This is a genomic window from Kitasatospora sp. RG8, from assembly GCF_017813315.1.
Taxonomy (GTDB): domain Bacteria; phylum Actinomycetota; class Actinomycetes; order Streptomycetales; family Streptomycetaceae; genus Kitasatospora.
The window spans coordinates 83,261-99,151 of sequence record NZ_JAGIYX010000022.1 but is presented as its reverse complement, the minus strand read 5'-3'; the positions used below and the strand labels follow the sequence as shown (position 1 = coordinate 99,151).

Annotated in this window: 11 protein-coding genes; 7 read left to right on the top strand and 4 right to left on the bottom strand. The window is 70.9% G+C overall.

Features of this window, described 5'->3' with window-relative positions:
* The first annotated feature begins 83 nt into the window (after positions 1–83).
* Positions 84–1,127, top strand: a complete 1,044-nt coding sequence (locus tag J5Y04_RS28010) for a cation diffusion facilitator family transporter (protein ID WP_209415188.1) — start codon at positions 84–86, stop codon at positions 1,125–1,127.
* Between the two features lie 65 nt (positions 1,128–1,192).
* Complete coding sequence (locus tag J5Y04_RS28005; protein ID WP_209415242.1) at positions 1,193–2,095, top strand: 5'-3' exonuclease; 903 nt, start codon at positions 1,193–1,195, stop codon at positions 2,093–2,095.
* A 664-nt stretch (positions 2,096–2,759) separates the two neighbouring features.
* On the opposite strand, the gene J5Y04_RS28000 is transcribed toward J5Y04_RS28005, so the two are convergent.
* The 3 genes from J5Y04_RS28000 to J5Y04_RS27990 all read right to left on the bottom strand — a co-directional run bounded on the left by J5Y04_RS28000 (position 2,760) and on the right by J5Y04_RS27990 (position 8,215).
* Positions 2,760–4,829 carry a hypothetical protein gene (locus J5Y04_RS28000; protein WP_209415187.1) on the bottom strand — a complete coding sequence of 690 codons (2,070 nt, stop codon included), beginning with the start codon at positions 4,827–4,829 and terminating at the stop codon, positions 2,760–2,762.
* A 25-nt stretch (positions 4,830–4,854) separates the two neighbouring features.
* The gene (locus J5Y04_RS27995) at positions 4,855–5,211 is read right to left on the bottom strand and encodes a hypothetical protein (protein WP_209415186.1); all 357 of its coding nucleotides are present in this window, start codon (positions 5,209–5,211) and stop codon (positions 4,855–4,857) included.
* 148 nt (positions 5,212–5,359) lie between these two features.
* Entirely contained in the window at positions 5,360–8,215 is a 2,856-nt protein-coding gene (locus J5Y04_RS27990; RefSeq protein ID WP_209415241.1) for an RNA helicase, read from the bottom strand.
* A gap of 269 nt (positions 8,216–8,484) precedes the next feature.
* On the opposite strand from J5Y04_RS27990, the gene J5Y04_RS27985 reads away from it, so the two are divergent.
* Together J5Y04_RS27985 and J5Y04_RS27980 are read left to right on the top strand one after the other, a co-directional pair.
* Entirely contained in the window at positions 8,485–8,859 is a 375-nt protein-coding gene (locus J5Y04_RS27985; protein WP_148647657.1) for a hypothetical protein, read from the top strand.
* 29 nt (positions 8,860–8,888) lie between these two features.
* Complete coding sequence (locus tag J5Y04_RS27980) at positions 8,889–9,218, top strand: metalloregulator ArsR/SmtB family transcription factor (protein ID WP_148647658.1); 330 nt, start codon at positions 8,889–8,891, stop codon at positions 9,216–9,218.
* Between the two features lie 56 nt (positions 9,219–9,274).
* On the opposite strand, the gene J5Y04_RS43285 is transcribed toward J5Y04_RS27980, so the two are convergent.
* Positions 9,275–10,453, bottom strand: coding sequence for an aminotransferase class V-fold PLP-dependent enzyme (locus J5Y04_RS43285; RefSeq protein WP_209415185.1), 1,179 nt, complete (start codon positions 10,451–10,453; stop codon positions 9,275–9,277).
* A 105-nt stretch (positions 10,454–10,558) separates the two neighbouring features.
* On the opposite strand from J5Y04_RS43285, the gene J5Y04_RS27970 reads away from it, so the two are divergent.
* The 3 genes from J5Y04_RS27970 (at position 10,559) to J5Y04_RS27960 (ending at position 15,774) form a co-directional block, all read left to right on the top strand.
* A complete protein-coding gene (locus tag J5Y04_RS27970; protein WP_209415184.1) occupies positions 10,559–12,625 on the top strand; it encodes a prolyl oligopeptidase family serine peptidase in 2,067 nt (688 codons plus the stop codon).
* Positions 12,626–12,713: 88 nt separating this feature from the next.
* The gene (locus J5Y04_RS27965) at positions 12,714–13,091 is read left to right on the top strand and encodes a YrdB family protein (RefSeq protein WP_209415183.1); all 378 of its coding nucleotides are present in this window, start codon (positions 12,714–12,716) and stop codon (positions 13,089–13,091) included.
* 310 nt (positions 13,092–13,401) lie between these two features.
* A complete protein-coding gene (locus J5Y04_RS27960; RefSeq protein WP_209415182.1) occupies positions 13,402–15,774 on the top strand; it encodes an immune inhibitor A domain-containing protein in 2,373 nt (790 codons plus the stop codon).
* Positions 15,775–15,891 lie beyond the last annotated feature (117 nt).

Sequence of the window (15,891 nt, the reverse complement as noted above, 5' to 3'; positions counted from 1 at the left end):
TCTTCGTTCGATCTGCGGTTCACTTCGGGTGCAGGGCAGTTGCGCCCATCCCCCTACCCCCGTACGTCCAGGAGAGGACTTCGATGGCCGGGCACGAGCACTCCCACGATGATCATGCACATGATCATGGGCACTCCCACCGGGGCGGCGGCCACGGCGGCCACTCGCACGGCGTCGCCGCCGACGCCGACCGCCGCTGGCTGGTGAGCGCGCTCGCGCTGATCGTGGTGTTCATGGCCGGCGAGGTCGTGGTCGGCTTCGCCGCCCAGTCGCTTGCCCTGATCTCCGACGCCGCGCACATGCTCACCGACGCCGCGTCGATCGTGCTCGCCCTGGTCGCGATGCGGCTGGCCGCCCGGCCGGCCCGCGGCGGGTACACCTACGGGCTCAAGCGGGCCGAGATCCTCTCCGCGCAGGCCAACGGCGTCACGTTGCTGGTGCTGTCGGCCTGGCTCGGCTACGAGTCGGTCACCCGGCTGCTCGAACCGCCGGAGGTGGCCGGCTCGCTCGTGCTGGTCACCGCACTGGTCGGGATCGTCGTCAACCTGGCCGCCGCCTGGTGCATGTCCAGGGCCAACCGCAGCTCGCTCAACGTCGAGGGCGCCTTCCAGCACGTCGTCACCGACCTGTACGCGTTCATCGCCACCGCCGTCGCCGGCGTGGTCATGCTGACCACCGGCTTCGTGCAGGCCGACGCGATCGCCTCGCTGATCGTGGTGGCGCTGATGCTGAAGGCCGGCATCGGCCTGGTCCGCGACTCCGGGCGGATCTTCCTGGAGGCCGCCCCGGCCGGCATCGACCCGGACGCGGTGGCGGACCAGCTGGTCGCCCAGCCCCTGGTGGAGGAGATCCACGACCTGCACATCTGGGAGATCACCTCCGGCCAGCCGGCCCTGTCGGCGCACATCCTGGTGACCCCGGGCGGCGACTGCCACGCCGTGCGCCGCAAGCTCCAGCGCCGGCTGGCCGGCGAGTACGGGATCACCCACAGCACCCTCCAGGTCGACCACGTCGGCGAGGACGAGGCGGGAGCGCTGCTCCAGATCACCACCCCGGGGGACCTCTCCCCCGAGCACTGCGCCGACGCGCACGGCCCGGTCCACCGCGCCGGACCGCACGAGCACTGAGCCCCGTGCGGCGCCCGGGTGTCGGCCCGGTACGGCATGATCGGAGGGTGACCGCACCGCGACTGATGCTGCTCGACTCCGCCAGCCTGTACTTCCGGGCCTACTACGGCGTACCGGACTCCCTGCGCTCCCCGCAGGGCGAGCCGGTCAACGCCGTCCGGGGCCTGCTGGACTTCATCGCCCGGCTGGTCCAGGACCACCGGCCCGACCAGTTGGTCGCCTGCATGGACGCCGACTGGCGCCCGCAGTGGCGGGTGGACCTCATCCCCACCTACAAGACGCACCGGGTCGCCGAGGCGGCCGTGGACGGCGAGGAGGAGGTGCCGGACACGCTGGCACCGCAGGTGCCGGTGATCGAGCAGGTGCTGGACGCGCTCGGCATCGCCCGGGTCGGTTCCCCCGGCTACGAGGCGGACGACGTGATCGGCACCCTCACCGCGCGGGCGAAGGGCCCGGTGCAGATCGTCACCGGGGACCGCGACCTCTTCCAGCTGGTCGACGACGCCCGCGCGATCACCGTGCTCTACCCCGTCAAGGGCATGGGGAACCTCCAGGCCACCGACGACGCCGTGCTGCTGGAGAAGTACGGCGTCCGCGGCGCGCAGTACGCCGACATGGCCGCCCTGCGCGGGGACCCGAGCGACGGCCTGCCCGGCGTCAAGGGCATCGGCGAGAAGACCGCCGCCCAGCTGATCAACGAGTACGGGGACCTCGCGGGCATCCGCGCCGCCGCGCTGGACATCGGCTCGAAGCTCACCCCGGCCCGCCGGCGCAACATCGTCGAGGGCGCGGCCTACCTGGACGTGGCGCCGACGGTGGTGCGGGTCGCCCCCGACGCGCCGCTGCCGGACTTCGACCCGGCGCTGCCGCACGAGCCGCTGGACCCGATGACCCTGGAGGAGCTCTCCACCCGCTGGGGCCTGGGGACGTCACTGGACCGGGTGCTGGCCGTCCTGGCCACCCGCTGAACAGCGGACGGGGGCCGGCCGCGGTGAACGCGGCCGGCCCCCGTCCTCCGTGCGCAGCAGTTGCGTTCGTAGGCCTTGTGATCCTTCATCCCCGTCAAGGTCTTGCCCGAGTGTGATGCCACCAGCCAGTGCGCCGTCTCACCGAATAGCCGGTCACGTTGGGTGCAGCCTTCCGGTCACCGAGCAAATCGAAGCCCGGCGCTGCCCCTACCGTGCTATCCGGCCATGACAGCACGGACGTGCAACTCGTCATCGATGCCCTCCACGCCGTCTGGCCCTTAGCAGCGCTGAACCGGGTGCGCTGCAACTCCCCGACGCCCTGCTGCACAACACCGGTGTCGGCTGTGCAAAGGAGGCTCTCGTCAACACTCGCGCCACGATCCTGGTCTTCCCCAACGTCGAGCACATCCGCCTCAAGGCCGTCGCCGAGCACTCGATACTCCAGTCGAGTACCAGACGACCGAGGCGTACACCCGCTACGAGGGATGAACAACCACATCAACCAGGACCTCGCATCCTCCGCTGCAAGGGTCGCGGTCTCGCGCCAGACCGAACCCACCAAGCACGCGGCAACCGCAGAAGAGACGCTCTCCGAGCAAGGATCACGCATGGCCGCAAGAGTTTGCATGGCAAGCCGTGGCGATAATTCGACTGCCGGGGCCCATCAGTCAAAGCGCATCGTCCAAATAGCCATCAGTGCCTCGGCGACGTCATTGGTCAGGTCGGTGAGAAACTGCCGATCCACGCCCGCCCGCTCGCCTTCCATAACGAGCGGATCACCAGTCACCGCGATCAGCCATTCCAACAGGTATTCCTTGGTCAGCCGCTCGGGACCCTGCGCGCCGGAGAGAAAAATGAGCACCAACCCGGCACAGTTCTCAAGGTCCGCACCCGCCGTGAGGTACCAGGGCCAGCTCGGGTGGCGCTTCGCCATCTCCCGGAGGTACGTCGTGACGGCGTCGACGCGCCAGAGTTCCATCCCGTGCGCCTGATACGAGTCAAAACGCAGGTCAACGCTGCGCACATTGTCGAGCGGGGCAGCCCGAAGGGCCGCAAAGAAATCGTCGATTCTGGCAAAGTCCAGGCGTTCGACCTCCTCACGTCGAACGATAAAGACCTCGCGCTCCCTGCGGATCAGGGGTTTTACGATATCCCGGGCTACCGGTGACACCGGCGGGGTCTCTTCGTCGTCACCAAACCCGATTGCCCGGCTGCCGAACTCAGGTAGCCCCGTCGTGGCCTCCAACCCCCCTAGAACCTGCTTCTGGAAGCCTTCGTGTCGGAGCAGCTCCAACGGAAGTACCGCTGGCAAATCAATCGTGCCGGAGGTGACCACCGCCTCCTTCATGCAATGGAGCACGCTCTTCTCTATGACAAAGGACGCAGCTGCAGCCTCCGACAAGACGCCCCAAGAAAAGTCGTCCCCGGTCCACTGCATTGGCGTTGTGGCAACCAGGGAAAACTCCCCGATTATCGCGGACAAAACATCTCTGCCATCAAAAGCAATATAGTTCAGCGAGGGCATCGCCCAATGAAGTGGATTCGTGCGTCGAAACTCATCAAAAGACTCCATAACCCAGATCAGATAGTCGAAGTACGAGAGCTTCTCGAGGATCGGATCGCCGGACTCCACCGATTTGAAGAACGGGGCGGAGAATCTATCATGCTGGAAACTCCGACGGTCCGAGTGTCCGATCACCAATTCCGCCTGCCCACAGACGCGATCCCGATAGTCCGCATATGAGGCGTTTCCGGGAAACTCGTCCAACAGCCCCACCTGCCCTACTGCCTCCACCGCAGCCATGAACCGATGTGGCGGGTAGAGTTCCTCCCAGCTTATTGCCGAGGGCACGCAGAGGGGGAGCACCGGCGGATTGAGTGCAATATCGAAGCAGCAAGCCAAGGCAGGGAGCGCCCTGGCAAAGTGCCCGGCCGTGTCACATTCAGACTGGCCTCTAAACCGGTCCTGCCATCGATCGAAGGCAAAGTCAAAGCAGAGCCGGTACAGCTGCGTCAGCGCTCCGAAAGCGTCCATGAGGATGTATCGGCTCTCTACCGACAGTCCCTGGTACCGCGCCCCCGACACCGGGGGCCCCTCACCCCAACCGCCTGCGGCCAACAGCGACCACTGATTGAGAAAGGCGCCCGCCTCCATGACATGACGCGTGGTCAGCTCTCGCTCTCCGACCAGGGAAGCCTTCGGATCCAGCAATCCGCGACGGTGAGCTGTTCGGGCTGCCCAGGGGCCCCAGTGGCGGCGACCGCCGGTGTGGATGGCGTAGGTGTGATCGGCAGTCACCAATGCGTCCGCCAACAGCTCACCGGGTGGACGGGGCAACTGCGAGCGTCGCACTGAGTCGGTGAGAAGCAGCCGGGACAGACGCAGTTCCGTGAAAGTGTCGACCAAATTGCGAATCTGATGGGGCACAACCCCGGCCCTCGCTCGTAACGCCTTATTCCGGCGTAGGCATTCCTGCACATGCGCCACAGCGGCAGCTTCCAAGTCGCCCTCGGTGAACCAGCGCAGAAGGGTGATCTCCTCAGCACGATGCAAGGTCAGCAACACCGCGCCGACGGTCGAGCCGGCGAACTGGAACCAGTGCGCCCGCTCGTGATGGAGAGATAGCTGACCTGCCAGGAGAAGGTTCTCCCGAGAATAAGGCGGACGCCGCTGGATCAGCATTGCGGGGTTGAATTCGTAAGCACCGTTGAACGATTGAAAAAAATCGCCCATCACTAGCTCCTGAGGTGCACCACTATCAGTTCTCCAGCTCTCCCGGGTCAACTTCGTCCTGGCCGCGCGCCACCTCGTCGTCCGCCTCCTCAGGTGCCGACAATTCAACCCTGGAGATCAGCATATGACGCCGCTCCGCGCGGTAGCGGCGGAACCGGTCGGCCACTATGTCGTAGGCGGCATTGGTGCCGAGACCAGTGGCAATGCTCACCAGCAAATCAATGATCTCCCCGGCGCCGAACGGCCTGTCCGTAAGGGGATCCTCAGGCCCGACGATCACGGCCCTGGAGATGACCCTCACGTCAGCCTCGTACTCCAGGCTGCGCAGAAAGCCACCCAGCTCAGCCTCCGTGCCAGTGATTTGCACACTCAGATTCGGCATCCGCGCGAGCCTCTCCAGTCGTGGTGATGACTAGGCGATCCAGTTGACAGTCATCGTATGGGCGGAGCGGCGACAGCACAGTCGAATTCGGCGATCCGGCCCCGGCCGTTTAGTGGCCAGGGCCGGTAACACTCACCCTCAGAACGCGTCAGCCCACCGAGGAGTAGGCGATGATGCCGCGGCGCAGGCCGTCGACCGCCTTGCGGGCGGTCTTGCGGAGCTCGGCGTCCTCGCCGGCGGCGTCCTGGATCTGGCCGAGCACGTCGATCAGCTGCTTCGTCCACCGGACGAAGTCGCCGGCCGGCATGTCGGCGTCGCGCAGCACCTGGTCCAGGCTGTGGCCGAGCGCCCAGCGGTACGCGGCCCAGGCGAAGCCGAGGTCGGGCTCGCGCTGGCCGACGCCCTCGGCGGTGTTGATCCGGTGCTGCTCCTCCAGGGCGTCCAGGTGGCCCCAGATCCGGACCATCTGGCCGAGCGCCTCCTTGGCCGCGCCCTCGGGGACCCGGGGGGCGGCGGCGTCGTCGGACTGCCGGGCCTCGTAGACCAGCGCCGAGGCGCAGGCGGCGAGCTCGGCGGCGGCCAGGCCGCTCCAGACGCCCTCGCGGATGCACTCGGAGGCGAGCAGGTCCAGCTCGCCGTAGAGCCGGCCGAGCCGCTTGCCGTCGGCGGTGACGGTGTCGCCGCTGAGGTAGCCGAGGTCGGCGAGCAGGCCGCAGACCCGGTCGAAGGTGCGGGCGATGGTGTGGGTGCGGGAGCGCATCCGGCGCTCCAGCTGCTCGGTGTCGCGGTGCAGCCGGTGGTAGCGCTCGGACCAGCGGGCGTGGTCCTCGCGCTCGTCGCAGCCGTGGCAGGGGTGCTGGCGCAGGACGGCGCGCAGCCGGGTGATCTCGGGGTCGTCGGCGGCGGCCGCGCGGCCCTTGCGGAACCGCTCGGGCTCCAGGTGGCCCGCCTTGGTGCGCAGCGCCGAGGCCAGGTCGCGCCGGGACTGCGGGCTGCGCGGGTTGAAGGACTTGGGGATGCGCAGCCGCTCGACGGCGGTGACCGGGTGCGGGAAGTCGATCATGGCGAGCCGCTTGACCTGCCGCTCGGCGGTGAGCACCACCGGGCGCGGGCCGTCCTGGTAGTCCGGGTGGCGGGTGGCGCCCCGGCCGTTGCGGCTGACCGGGGGCAGGCCCGGGTCGAGGACGAGGGCGAGGCCGGCGAACTTGCCGGTGGGGACGTGGATGACGTCGCCCGGCTTGAGCTGCTCGATGGACTCGACGGCGGCGGCCCGGCGCTGGCTGGTGCCCTCGCGGGCGAGCTCGTTCTCGCGGTCCTTGAGCTCGCGGCGCAGGTTCATGTACTCGTCGAAGTCGCCGAGGTGGCAGGTCATCGACTCGCGGTAGCCCTCCAGCCCCTCCTCGTTGCGCTGGACCTGCCGGGCGATGCCGACCACCGAGCGGTCGGCCTGGAACTGCGCGAACGACGTCTCCAGCAGCTCGCGCGAGCGGTGCCGGCCGAACTGGGAGACCAGGTTGACGGCCATGTTGTAGGACGGCCGGAACGAGGACTTCAGCGGGTAGGTGCGGGTGCCGGCGAGGCCGGCCAGTGCCTCCGGGTCGAGGCCGCGCTGCCAGAGCACCACGGCGTGGCCCTCGACGTCGATGCCGCGCCGCCCGGCCCGGCCGGTGAGCTGGGTGTACTCGCCGGGGGTGATGTCGGCGTGCGTCTCGCCGTTCCACTTGACCAGCTTCTCCATGACCACCGAGCGGGCGGGCATGTTGATGCCGAGCGCCAGGGTCTCGGTCGCGAAGACGGCCTTGACCAGGCCCTTCACGAAGAGCTCCTCGACCACCTCCTTGAACCGGGGCAGCATCCCCGCGTGGTGGGCGGCGATGCCGCGCTCCAGCCCGTCCAGCCACTCGAAGTAGCCGAGGACGTGGAGGTCCTCGTCGGGGATGTCGGCGCAGCGCTCCTGGACGATGTCGCGGACCAGGGCGCGGTCGGCCTCCTTGTTGAGCCGCAGGCCGGAGGAGAGGCACTGCTGGACGGCGGCCTCGCAGCCGGCCCGGCTGAAGATGAAGGTGATCGCGGGCAGCAGGCCCTCGGCGTCGAGGCGGTCGATGACGTCGACGCGGCCCGGCGTCCAGACCCGGCCGGGGCGCCCGTTGGGCATGGAGCGGCCGCGGCCGCGGCCGAACTTGTCCCGCGGGTTGCGGTCCAGCTCGGAGCGGGCGAGGCGGACCAGCTCGGGGTTGACCGCCTTGGCCGGGTTGCGCGGGGCGTCCTTGGGGCGGCCGTCGCGGTCCGGGTTGGCGAAGAGGTCGTACATCCGGTTGCCGGCCATCACGTGCTGCCAGAGCGGGACGGGCCGGTTCTCGGAGACGATCACGCGGGTACCGCCGCGCACGGTGTCCAGCCAGTCGCCGAACTCCTCGGCGTTGGAGACGGTGGCCGAGAGCGAGACCAGGGTGACGGACTCGGGGAGGTGGATGATGACCTCCTCCCAGACGGCGCCGCGGAACCGGTCGGCGAGGTAGTGCACCTCGTCCATGACCACGTAGCCGAGGCCGTCCAGGGTGCTGGAGCCCGCGTAGAGCATGTTGCGCAGCACCTCGGTGGTCATCACCACCACGGGCGCGTCGCCGTTGACCGTGTTGTCGCCGGTGAGCAGGCCGACCTTGGCGGCGCCGTAGCGCTTGACCAGGTCCCCGTACTTCTGGTTGGAGAGCGCCTTGATCGGCGTGGTGTAGAAGCACTTCCGCCCGCCCTGGAGGGCGAGGTGGACGGCGAACTCGCCGACGATCGTCTTGCCGGAGCCGGTGGGCGCGGCGACCAGGACGCCTTCGCCGGACTCCAGCGCACGGCAGGCCTCCAGCTGGAAGTCGTCCAGCGGGAAGTCGTAGAGCTGCTGGAAGCCGTGGAGGGCCGTGGCCTGTTCCTTGGCCCGGCGGCGGAAGGCCGCGTACGCCTCGGCGGGGTTGAGCTCCCGGTCCTCGGGCTGCTCGGGCAGAGGGGTGTTCATCGCCGTCCGGGTGTGGTTGGTGTGATCTCGCATCTCAGCGAGAGGTTACCCGGGAGGACTGACATCGATAGCACCGTTTTTTCGCGGGCCCGGATCAGTTCTCTCTCACATCCATAGTTGCAAATGTCTTCAAGTAGCTGCGAAGCGGTCAGAGAGCGACCTGATTCGAACGTCTCCGGTCATCTCCGGTGGGATCCCGCCCGGCCTCCCTACATTCGGTCCCACAGCCAGCACGCACGGGATACTCCCGGTGACAGAAGGAGAAGACGATGGCGAACCTGGAGACCTCGCTCAAGGAGGCCATGGCGATCGAGGGCGCGATCGGCATCGCCCTGGTCGACTACGGCAGCGGCATGGCGCTCGGCACCCTCGGCGAGAGCAGCGAGCTGGACCTCAACGTCGCCGCCGCCGGCAACACCGACGTGGTCCGGGCCAAGATGCGGGCCATGGAGCTGCTCAACCTCCACGACAACGAGATCGAGGACATCCTGGTCAGCCTGACCAGCCAGTACCACCTGCTCCGGCCGCTCACCATGCCGAACGGCCGCGGGCTCTTCCTCTTCCTCGCGCTCAACCGCACCCGCTCCAACCTCGCGATGGCCCGGCACCAGCTGAAGCGGATCGAGGTCGCGCTGGAGATCTGAACGGACCGGGCACCAGGGAAGGGGGCGCTGTGGGGGTCGCGCTGTACCAGGCCAAGGCCGAGTTCTTCCGGATGCTCGGGCACCCGATCCGGATCCGGGTCCTGGAGCTGCTGCAGGCCGGACCGACGCCCGTCCGGGACCTGCTGGCCGAGCTGGACATCGAACCGTCCAGCCTCTCCCAGCAGCTCGCCGTCCTGCGCCGGTCCGGCATCGTCACCGCCAGCCGCGAGGGCACCACGGTGGTGTACGCACTGGCCGGCGCCGAGGTCGCCGACCTGCTCCGGACGGCCCGGCGGATCCTCACCGGGCTGATCGACGACCGGAACGTGCTGCTCGCCGAACTGCGCGCCGCCGAGTAGCCCCGGCCGCCCGCCCCGCCCCGCCGCGTCAGCCCCACCGCGTCAACCCTGCCGCGTCAGCCCCGCTCCGCCAGCAGCTCCGCCAGGCCCTCCGCCAGCGCGCGGTAGTCCTGCGGCCGGTTGTACAGCTGCGCGCTGACCCGCAGCACCCCGCCGCCCGGCCAGGGGCGCACCACCGTCCGGACGGCGCGGCGCCGCCACAGGTCGGCCATCATCGCCACCGCCTCCGCGTCCGTCTCGCCCCGCCCCGGGGGCAGCCGCAGCGCGCGCATCGCCACGCCCGGCGTGGCGGGCAGCGGTTCCAGTCCGAGCCGGCCGGCCAGCACCGCCTGGCCGTGGGCGGCGAGCAGCTCGTTGTGCCGGCGCACCCGTTCCGCGCCGAGCTCGTTCAGCAGCCGGAAGCCGGCCGGGGCCGCCAGCCAGGGCGTGTAGTCGCAGGTGCCGCGCCACTCGACGTTGGCGGGAAAGCCGTGGTGGTGCTCCCAGGACACGGCCAGCGGGCGGACCCTCCCGGTCCACTCGGGGCGGACGGCGAGGACACCGGTGGCGCGCGGGGCGAAGGCCCACTTGTGCAGGTTGCCGAACCAGAAGTCGGCGTCCGGTCCGACCGGCGCGGCCAGCATGCCGGGGGCGTGGGCGCCGTCCACCACGGTGGTGACGCCGCGGGCGCGCAGGGCGGCGAGCAGCTCGGGGCCGGCGACCAGGCGGGCGGTGGGCGAGGTCAGCTGATCGAGCACGGCGAGCACGGTGCGCCCGGTGGTCCCGGCGAGGACGGCGTCGCGGACGGCGTCCTCGTCCGGGGCGTCCAGCGGCAGGCGGACGGTGTCCACCTCGGCGCCGGCCTCCTCCGCGCGCCGCAGGACGGCCCGGGTGACGGCGCCGTAGCCGTGGTCGGTGACCAGGATCCGGTCGCCGGGCGCGAGCGGGACGCTGTCGAGGGCGACCGAGACGGCCTCGGTGACGTTGGCGACCAGGGCGAGCCGGGCCGGGTCGGCGCCCAGCTCCGCGGCGAGCCCGGCGCGGGCCTCGCCGACCCGCCGGGGCAGGTCGGCGAAGAAGCCGTCCGGGTCGCGCTCCTGCTCGATCCGGAGCCGCTCCTGCTCCTGCTGCACGGGGACGGGCACCGTGCCGTAGGAGCCGTGGTTGAGGTGGACCACGGCCGGGTCCAGGGTGAACAGCCGGTCCGTGCCGGGCAGCGGCGCCGGGGGTTCGGCGGTCCGCAGGTCCTCGATCACTTCGCCTCCAGGGTGGGGTCGCAGGGCAGTATGTCATTGGTGATGTGTGACATTTCACATGTCTTACTACTGGTCCAGCACGCGCCGCAGGGCGAACATCGGGCGGTGACCATCACCGACCCCTTCCTCTCCCTCAGCGCCCGTACGGGCCGCTTCGGCTTCGGCGCTCCGCGTGCGACCGTCCTCAGCGAGGACGGTACCCGGCTGCTGCTGCTCCGCTCCACCGGCGCCGAGGACCAGGTCGACCGGCTCCACCTGCTCGACCTGGCCACCGGGGAGGAGCGCCTCGTCGCCGATCCCGCCGCGCTCGCCCCCCACCGCACCGGCGACCCCGCCGACCTGCCCGCCGTCGAACGCCGGCTGCGCGAACGGATCCGGCTCACCGCCGCCGGGATCGGCTCCTACGCCGCCACCGCCGACCTCGCCGTCGCCGCGTTCGTCCTGGACGGGCGGCTCTACCGCGCCGACACCACCGCCGGCACCTGCGCCGAGCTCCCCGTCGCCGGGCCCGCCTTCGACCCGCGCCCCGACCCGGCGGGCCACCGCGTCGCGTACGTCGCCGGCGACGCCCTGTACGCCACGCCCGACCTCCTGCCGCTCAGCCCCGCCGACGGCGCCCGCTGGGGCGTCGCCGAGTTCGCCGCCGCCGAGGAGCTGGGCCGATCCCGCGGCCACTGGTGGCGCCCGGACGGCGGCGCCCTGCTGGCCGCCCGGGTCGACGAGTCCGACCTGCCCCGGCGCCACTTCGCCGACCCGGCCCGCCCGGACGAGCAGCCGGAGGACTTCGCCTACCCGCAGGCCGGCGGCCCCAACGCGGACGTCCAGCTCTGGGTGCTCGGCCTCGACGGCGCCCGCGTCCGGCTCCGCTGGGACGACACGGAGTTCCCCTACCTCTGCGCCGCCGAGTGGGCGGGCACCGACGAGATCCTGCTCACCGTCGCCGACCGGCTCCAGCAGAACGTCCTGCTGCTCTCCGCCGACCCGGCCACCGGCGCCAGCAGCGAACTCTCCCGCACCACCGACGCGTTCTGGGTCGACGACCTGCCGGGCACGCCCGCCCGGCTGGACGACGGGCGGCTGCTCACCGTCCACGACACCCCCGACGCGCGCGGCCTGGCCCTGGACGGCAAGCCTCTGGACACCACCGGGCTGCAGATCCGCCGCGTGGTCGGCCGGCTGCACGGGCGGCTGCTCTGCGAGACCGGCGAGGGCGACCCGTTCGACCAGCACGTCCACCTCGTCGACCCGGACGGCGGCCCGGCCGAGCGGCTCAGCGACGGCCCCGGCGTCCACGCCGCGCTCGCCGCCGGCGGGACGCTGCTGCTCACCTCCGCCGGACCGGACGGCGTCCGCCGCCGTGCCACCGGCCCCGCCGGCACGGCGCAGCTCACCGACCTCTCCGCCGCGCTGCCCTACGTGGTCCGGCCGCAGCTCGCCCGGGTCACCGAACTCGCCCTGCCCACCGCCGTGGTGTACCCGCGCGACCACGCGCCCGGCCGGCGGCTGCCCGTCCTGCTGGACGTCTACGGCGGGCCCGGCTACCAGGCGGTCGCCAACGAGCCGCGCCGCTGGCAGCTCCGCCAGTGGTGGGCCGACCAGGGCTTCGCCGTGGTCACCACCGACAACCGGGGCACCCCGTTCGTCTCGCCCACCTTCACCCGGGCGATCTTCCGCCGGTTCTCGCAGGTCGCCCTGGACGACCAGGTGGCGGCCCTGCAGGCGCTCGCCGTCGACCACCCCGACCTCGACCTCGGCCGGGTCGGCGTCCGTGGCTGGTCCTACGGCGGCTACTTCGCGGCGCTGGCCGTGCTGCGCCGCCCGGACGTCTTCCACGCCGCGTGCGCGGGCGCCCCGCCCACCGACTTCCGCCGGTACGACACGGCCTACACCGAGCGCTACCTGGACCTGCCGCAGCAGAACCCCGGCGGGTACGCGGCGGACGACCTCATCCCCGACGCACCGTCACTCACCCGTCCGCTGCTGCTGATCCACGGCCTGGCCGACGACAACGTGCACCCCTCGCACACCCTGCTGCTCTCCCAGGCGCTCACCCGGGCCGGCCGCGCGCACAGCGTGCTGCCGCTGCCCGGCGTCACCCACATGACCCCGGGCGGTGTGCAGGAGCAGGTCACCCAGGCCGAACTGGCCTTCCTGCGCTCTTCCTTGGGGTGATCCGTTGTGGCGGGCGGCGACGCCTGCCAGACTCCCGCCGTGACCGGTGCCCGCCCGGGCGCCGCACCCGACGGGGAGGAACAGACGGATGAGGATCAGCAGACCGGGCCCGGTCTCGCAGCGGCAGTGGACCCCGGTGACCGTCGTCAACGGCGGGCTCGCCTTCGCACTGGAGCTGGGGCTGCTCGCGGCCCTCTGCTACTGGGGCTTCAGGACGGGCTCCAGTACGGTCACCCGGGTCCTGCTCGGGCTGGGCGCACCCGCACTGGCGGCGGTCGTCTGGGGGCTTTTCCTCGCTGCGGGCGGCCCGACGTTCCGGCTGCCGCTCGCCGCGGAGATCGCCCTCAAGCTGGCGGTCTTCGCGGCCGGCGGGCTGGCCCTGAACGCCGCCGGCCGCCCCACCCTGGGGCTGGTGTTCGGCGCGCTGGCACTGGTGAGCGTGACCGTGGAGTACACCCTGGGCTGACCCGCCGCCGGCCCGCCCGCGCCGCACGACCGCACCGGTCGTGCGGCGCTTCACGTTCCGCCCCCGTGCGACGCGGTCCGCCCCGGCGACGCGTTCGGGCCCGCGCGACGCGTTCAGCCCTCCTGTGGGACGCGTTCCGTCGCGGTCCGCCCGCCGTTCGCCGTGGTTCACCACCGTTCGCAGCCGTCCGGCACCGTCCGGCGTCTTCCGTGTGACCCATGACATGTGAAATATTACCTGCGCTCCATGACCGTTGGCCTTCCCCCGACCGTCACCCCCGACCACCCACCGTCCGGAAAGGACCGGTCAGTTGCGCAGACTGTCCGCGGCATTCGCGGCCGCGCTCACCACGAGCGCGATAGCGGCCACCCTCCTCGGCTCACCCGCCCAGGCCGCCACCCCCTCCCCCGCCACCACCAACGCCGTCACGGCCCAGGCCGCCGAGGACGGCGGTGCCGAGGCCCCGCCCGGCCCGCTCGCCCCGCAGGAGCGCGAGCGCCAGTCGCTGCGCACCAAGGCGCTGGAGCAGCTCAACAAGGGCGCCGTGGCGAAGACCGCCGACAAGCGGGCCCCCGGCAAGGTGAAGATCGGCAACGACTACGTCCAGCTCGCGCAGCAGCGCAAGGACAAGGTCTTCGTCATCCTCGCCCAGTTCGGCGACGAGGTGGACAACACCACCCAGTACAACGGCCAGCCCCGCTACGGCGGAACGCCCGGCCCGCGGCACAACACCATCCCCCAGCCCGGCAGGAGCGACAACCACACGCTCTGGAACGCCGACTTCGGGCGCGACTACTACCAGAAGATGTTCTTCGACGACGCGCCCGGCGCGGTCTCGATGCGCAACTACTACCGCACCCAGTCCTCCGGCCGGTACGACGTCGAGGGCACCGTCAGCGACTGGGTCACCGTGCCGTACAACGAGGCCCGTTACGGCAGCAACAAGGGCCCGCAGGGGTCCGGCGCCTGGACGCAGGCCCAGGAGTTCGTCCGGGACGCGGTCAAGGCCTGGTACGACGGCGAGATCGCCAAGGGCCGGACGGCCGCCGACGTGAAGGCCGAGCTGGCCCAGTACGACGTCTACGACCGCTACGACCACGACAAGAACGGCGAGTTCAACCAGCCCGACGGCTACCTGGACAACGTCGTCGTGGTGCACGCCGGCGTCGACGAGACCTGGGGCGGCGGCGCGCAGGGCGCCGACGCGCTGTGGGCGCACCGCAGTTGGGCGTTCCCCGACGCCTCCGGCCAGACCGGCCCGGCGGGCAACAAGATCGGCGGCGCCCCGGTCGGCGACACCGGCCTGTACGTGTACGACTACGTGCAGGGCGGCGAGAACAGCGGAGTCGGCCTGTTCTCCCACGAGTTCGGCCACAACCTCGGCCTGCCCGACCTGTACAGCACCAGCGGCGGCGACAACAGCGTCAACTTCTGGTCGCTGATGTCCTCCGGCTCGTACCTGGGCAAGGGGAAGAACACCACCGGCGGCTACCCCGGTGACCTCGACGCCTGGAGCAAGCTGCAGTTCGGCTGGCTCAACTACGACGAGGCGCAGGCCGCCACCCGCTCCAGCCACGCCCTCGGCGTCAGCGGCTACAACACCGACCAGGCCCAGGCCGTGCTGGTGCACCTGCCGGACAGCACCACCAGCACCGACCTCGCCGACCCGTACCAGGGCGGCCGGCAGTGGTGGAGCGACACCGGCGACAACATGGACAACGCGCTGGCCCGCACCGTCGACCTGCGGGCGGTGAGCGGCCCGGTCACGCTGACCGCCGCCACCTGGTACGACATCGAGCAGGACTACGACTTCCTGTCCGTCGAGGCCTCCACCGACGAGGGCAAGACCTGGAAGGCGCTGGGCGGCACCGTCGACGGCGCGCCGATCGGCAACACCACCGCCAACACGCCCGGCCTGACCGGCACTTCGGGCGCGTACCGGCAGCTGTCGATCCCGCTGGACGGGTACGCGGGGCAGCAGGTCCGACTGCGGTTCCACGTCACCTCGGACAACAACACGCACGGCCACGGCGTCCTGGTCGACGCCGTCCGGATCGCCGCCGGCTCCACCGAGCTGTTCGCCGACGGCGCGGAGGACGGCGTCAACGGCTGGACGGCCACCGGGTTCACCGTCATCACCGGCCGCGCCGCCGTCAAGCAGCACCCGCGCGCCTACCTGGTGGAGAACCGCCGGTACACCGGCTACGGCGCCTTCCTGAAGACCGGCCCGTACAACTTCGGGTACAGCGGCGTCGACGGCAAGAAGGACATCGTCGACAACTACCCGTACCAGGAGGGCGTGCTGGTCTGGCTCTGGGACACCGCCTACGGCGACAACAACACCAAGGACCACCCGGGCGGCGGCCTGATCCTGCCGATCGACGCGCACCCGACGCCGATCCGGTTCGCCGACGGCTCGCTGGTCAACGGCCGCGCGCAGACCTTCGACGCGACCTTCTCGCTGAAGCCGACCACCGCCTTCACCCTGCACAAGGGCGGCGTCCCGGTGCGGATCGGCTCCGAGCCGGCCGTCCCGGCGTTCAACGACCGCACCGGCGTCTACTCCGACCCGGCCACCCCGCAGCTCGGGGTGAAGGTCCCGGACACCAACACCAAGATCGAGGTGGTCCGCGAGGCCCAGGGCGGCCGCGTCACCACCGTCCGGGTGGGCCCGGCCTCCTGAGGCCCGCTCCTCCCTCCCGGCAGCACACGGGCCGTGGCCCCCGGATCCGTCCGGGGGCCACGGCCTTCGGTCTTCCCCGGCACCACCCCCGGGGCCGGCCCGCTCCACGCGGCTGGG

Excerpts from the sequence above, each read along its gene's own strand:
- J5Y04_RS27985 (WP_148647657.1), top strand. The coding sequence starts at position 8,485 with ATGGCGAACCTGGAGACCTCGCTCAAGGAGGCCATGGCGATCGAGGGC.
- J5Y04_RS28005 (WP_209415242.1), top strand. The coding sequence starts at position 1,193 with ATGCTGCTCGACTCCGCCAGCCTGTACTTCCGGGCCTACTACGGCGTA.
- J5Y04_RS27990 (WP_209415241.1), bottom strand. The coding sequence starts at position 8,215 with ATGAACACCCCTCTGCCCGAGCAGCCCGAGGACCGGGAGCTCAACCCC.
- J5Y04_RS28010 (WP_209415188.1), top strand. The coding sequence starts at position 84 with ATGGCCGGGCACGAGCACTCCCACGATGATCATGCACATGATCATGGG.
- J5Y04_RS28000 (WP_209415187.1), bottom strand. The coding sequence starts at position 4,829 with ATGGGCGATTTTTTTCAATCGTTCAACGGTGCTTACGAATTCAACCCC.
- J5Y04_RS27995 (WP_209415186.1), bottom strand. The coding sequence starts at position 5,211 with ATGCCGAATCTGAGTGTGCAAATCACTGGCACGGAGGCTGAGCTGGGT.
- J5Y04_RS27965 (WP_209415183.1), top strand. The coding sequence starts at position 12,714 with ATGAGGATCAGCAGACCGGGCCCGGTCTCGCAGCGGCAGTGGACCCCG.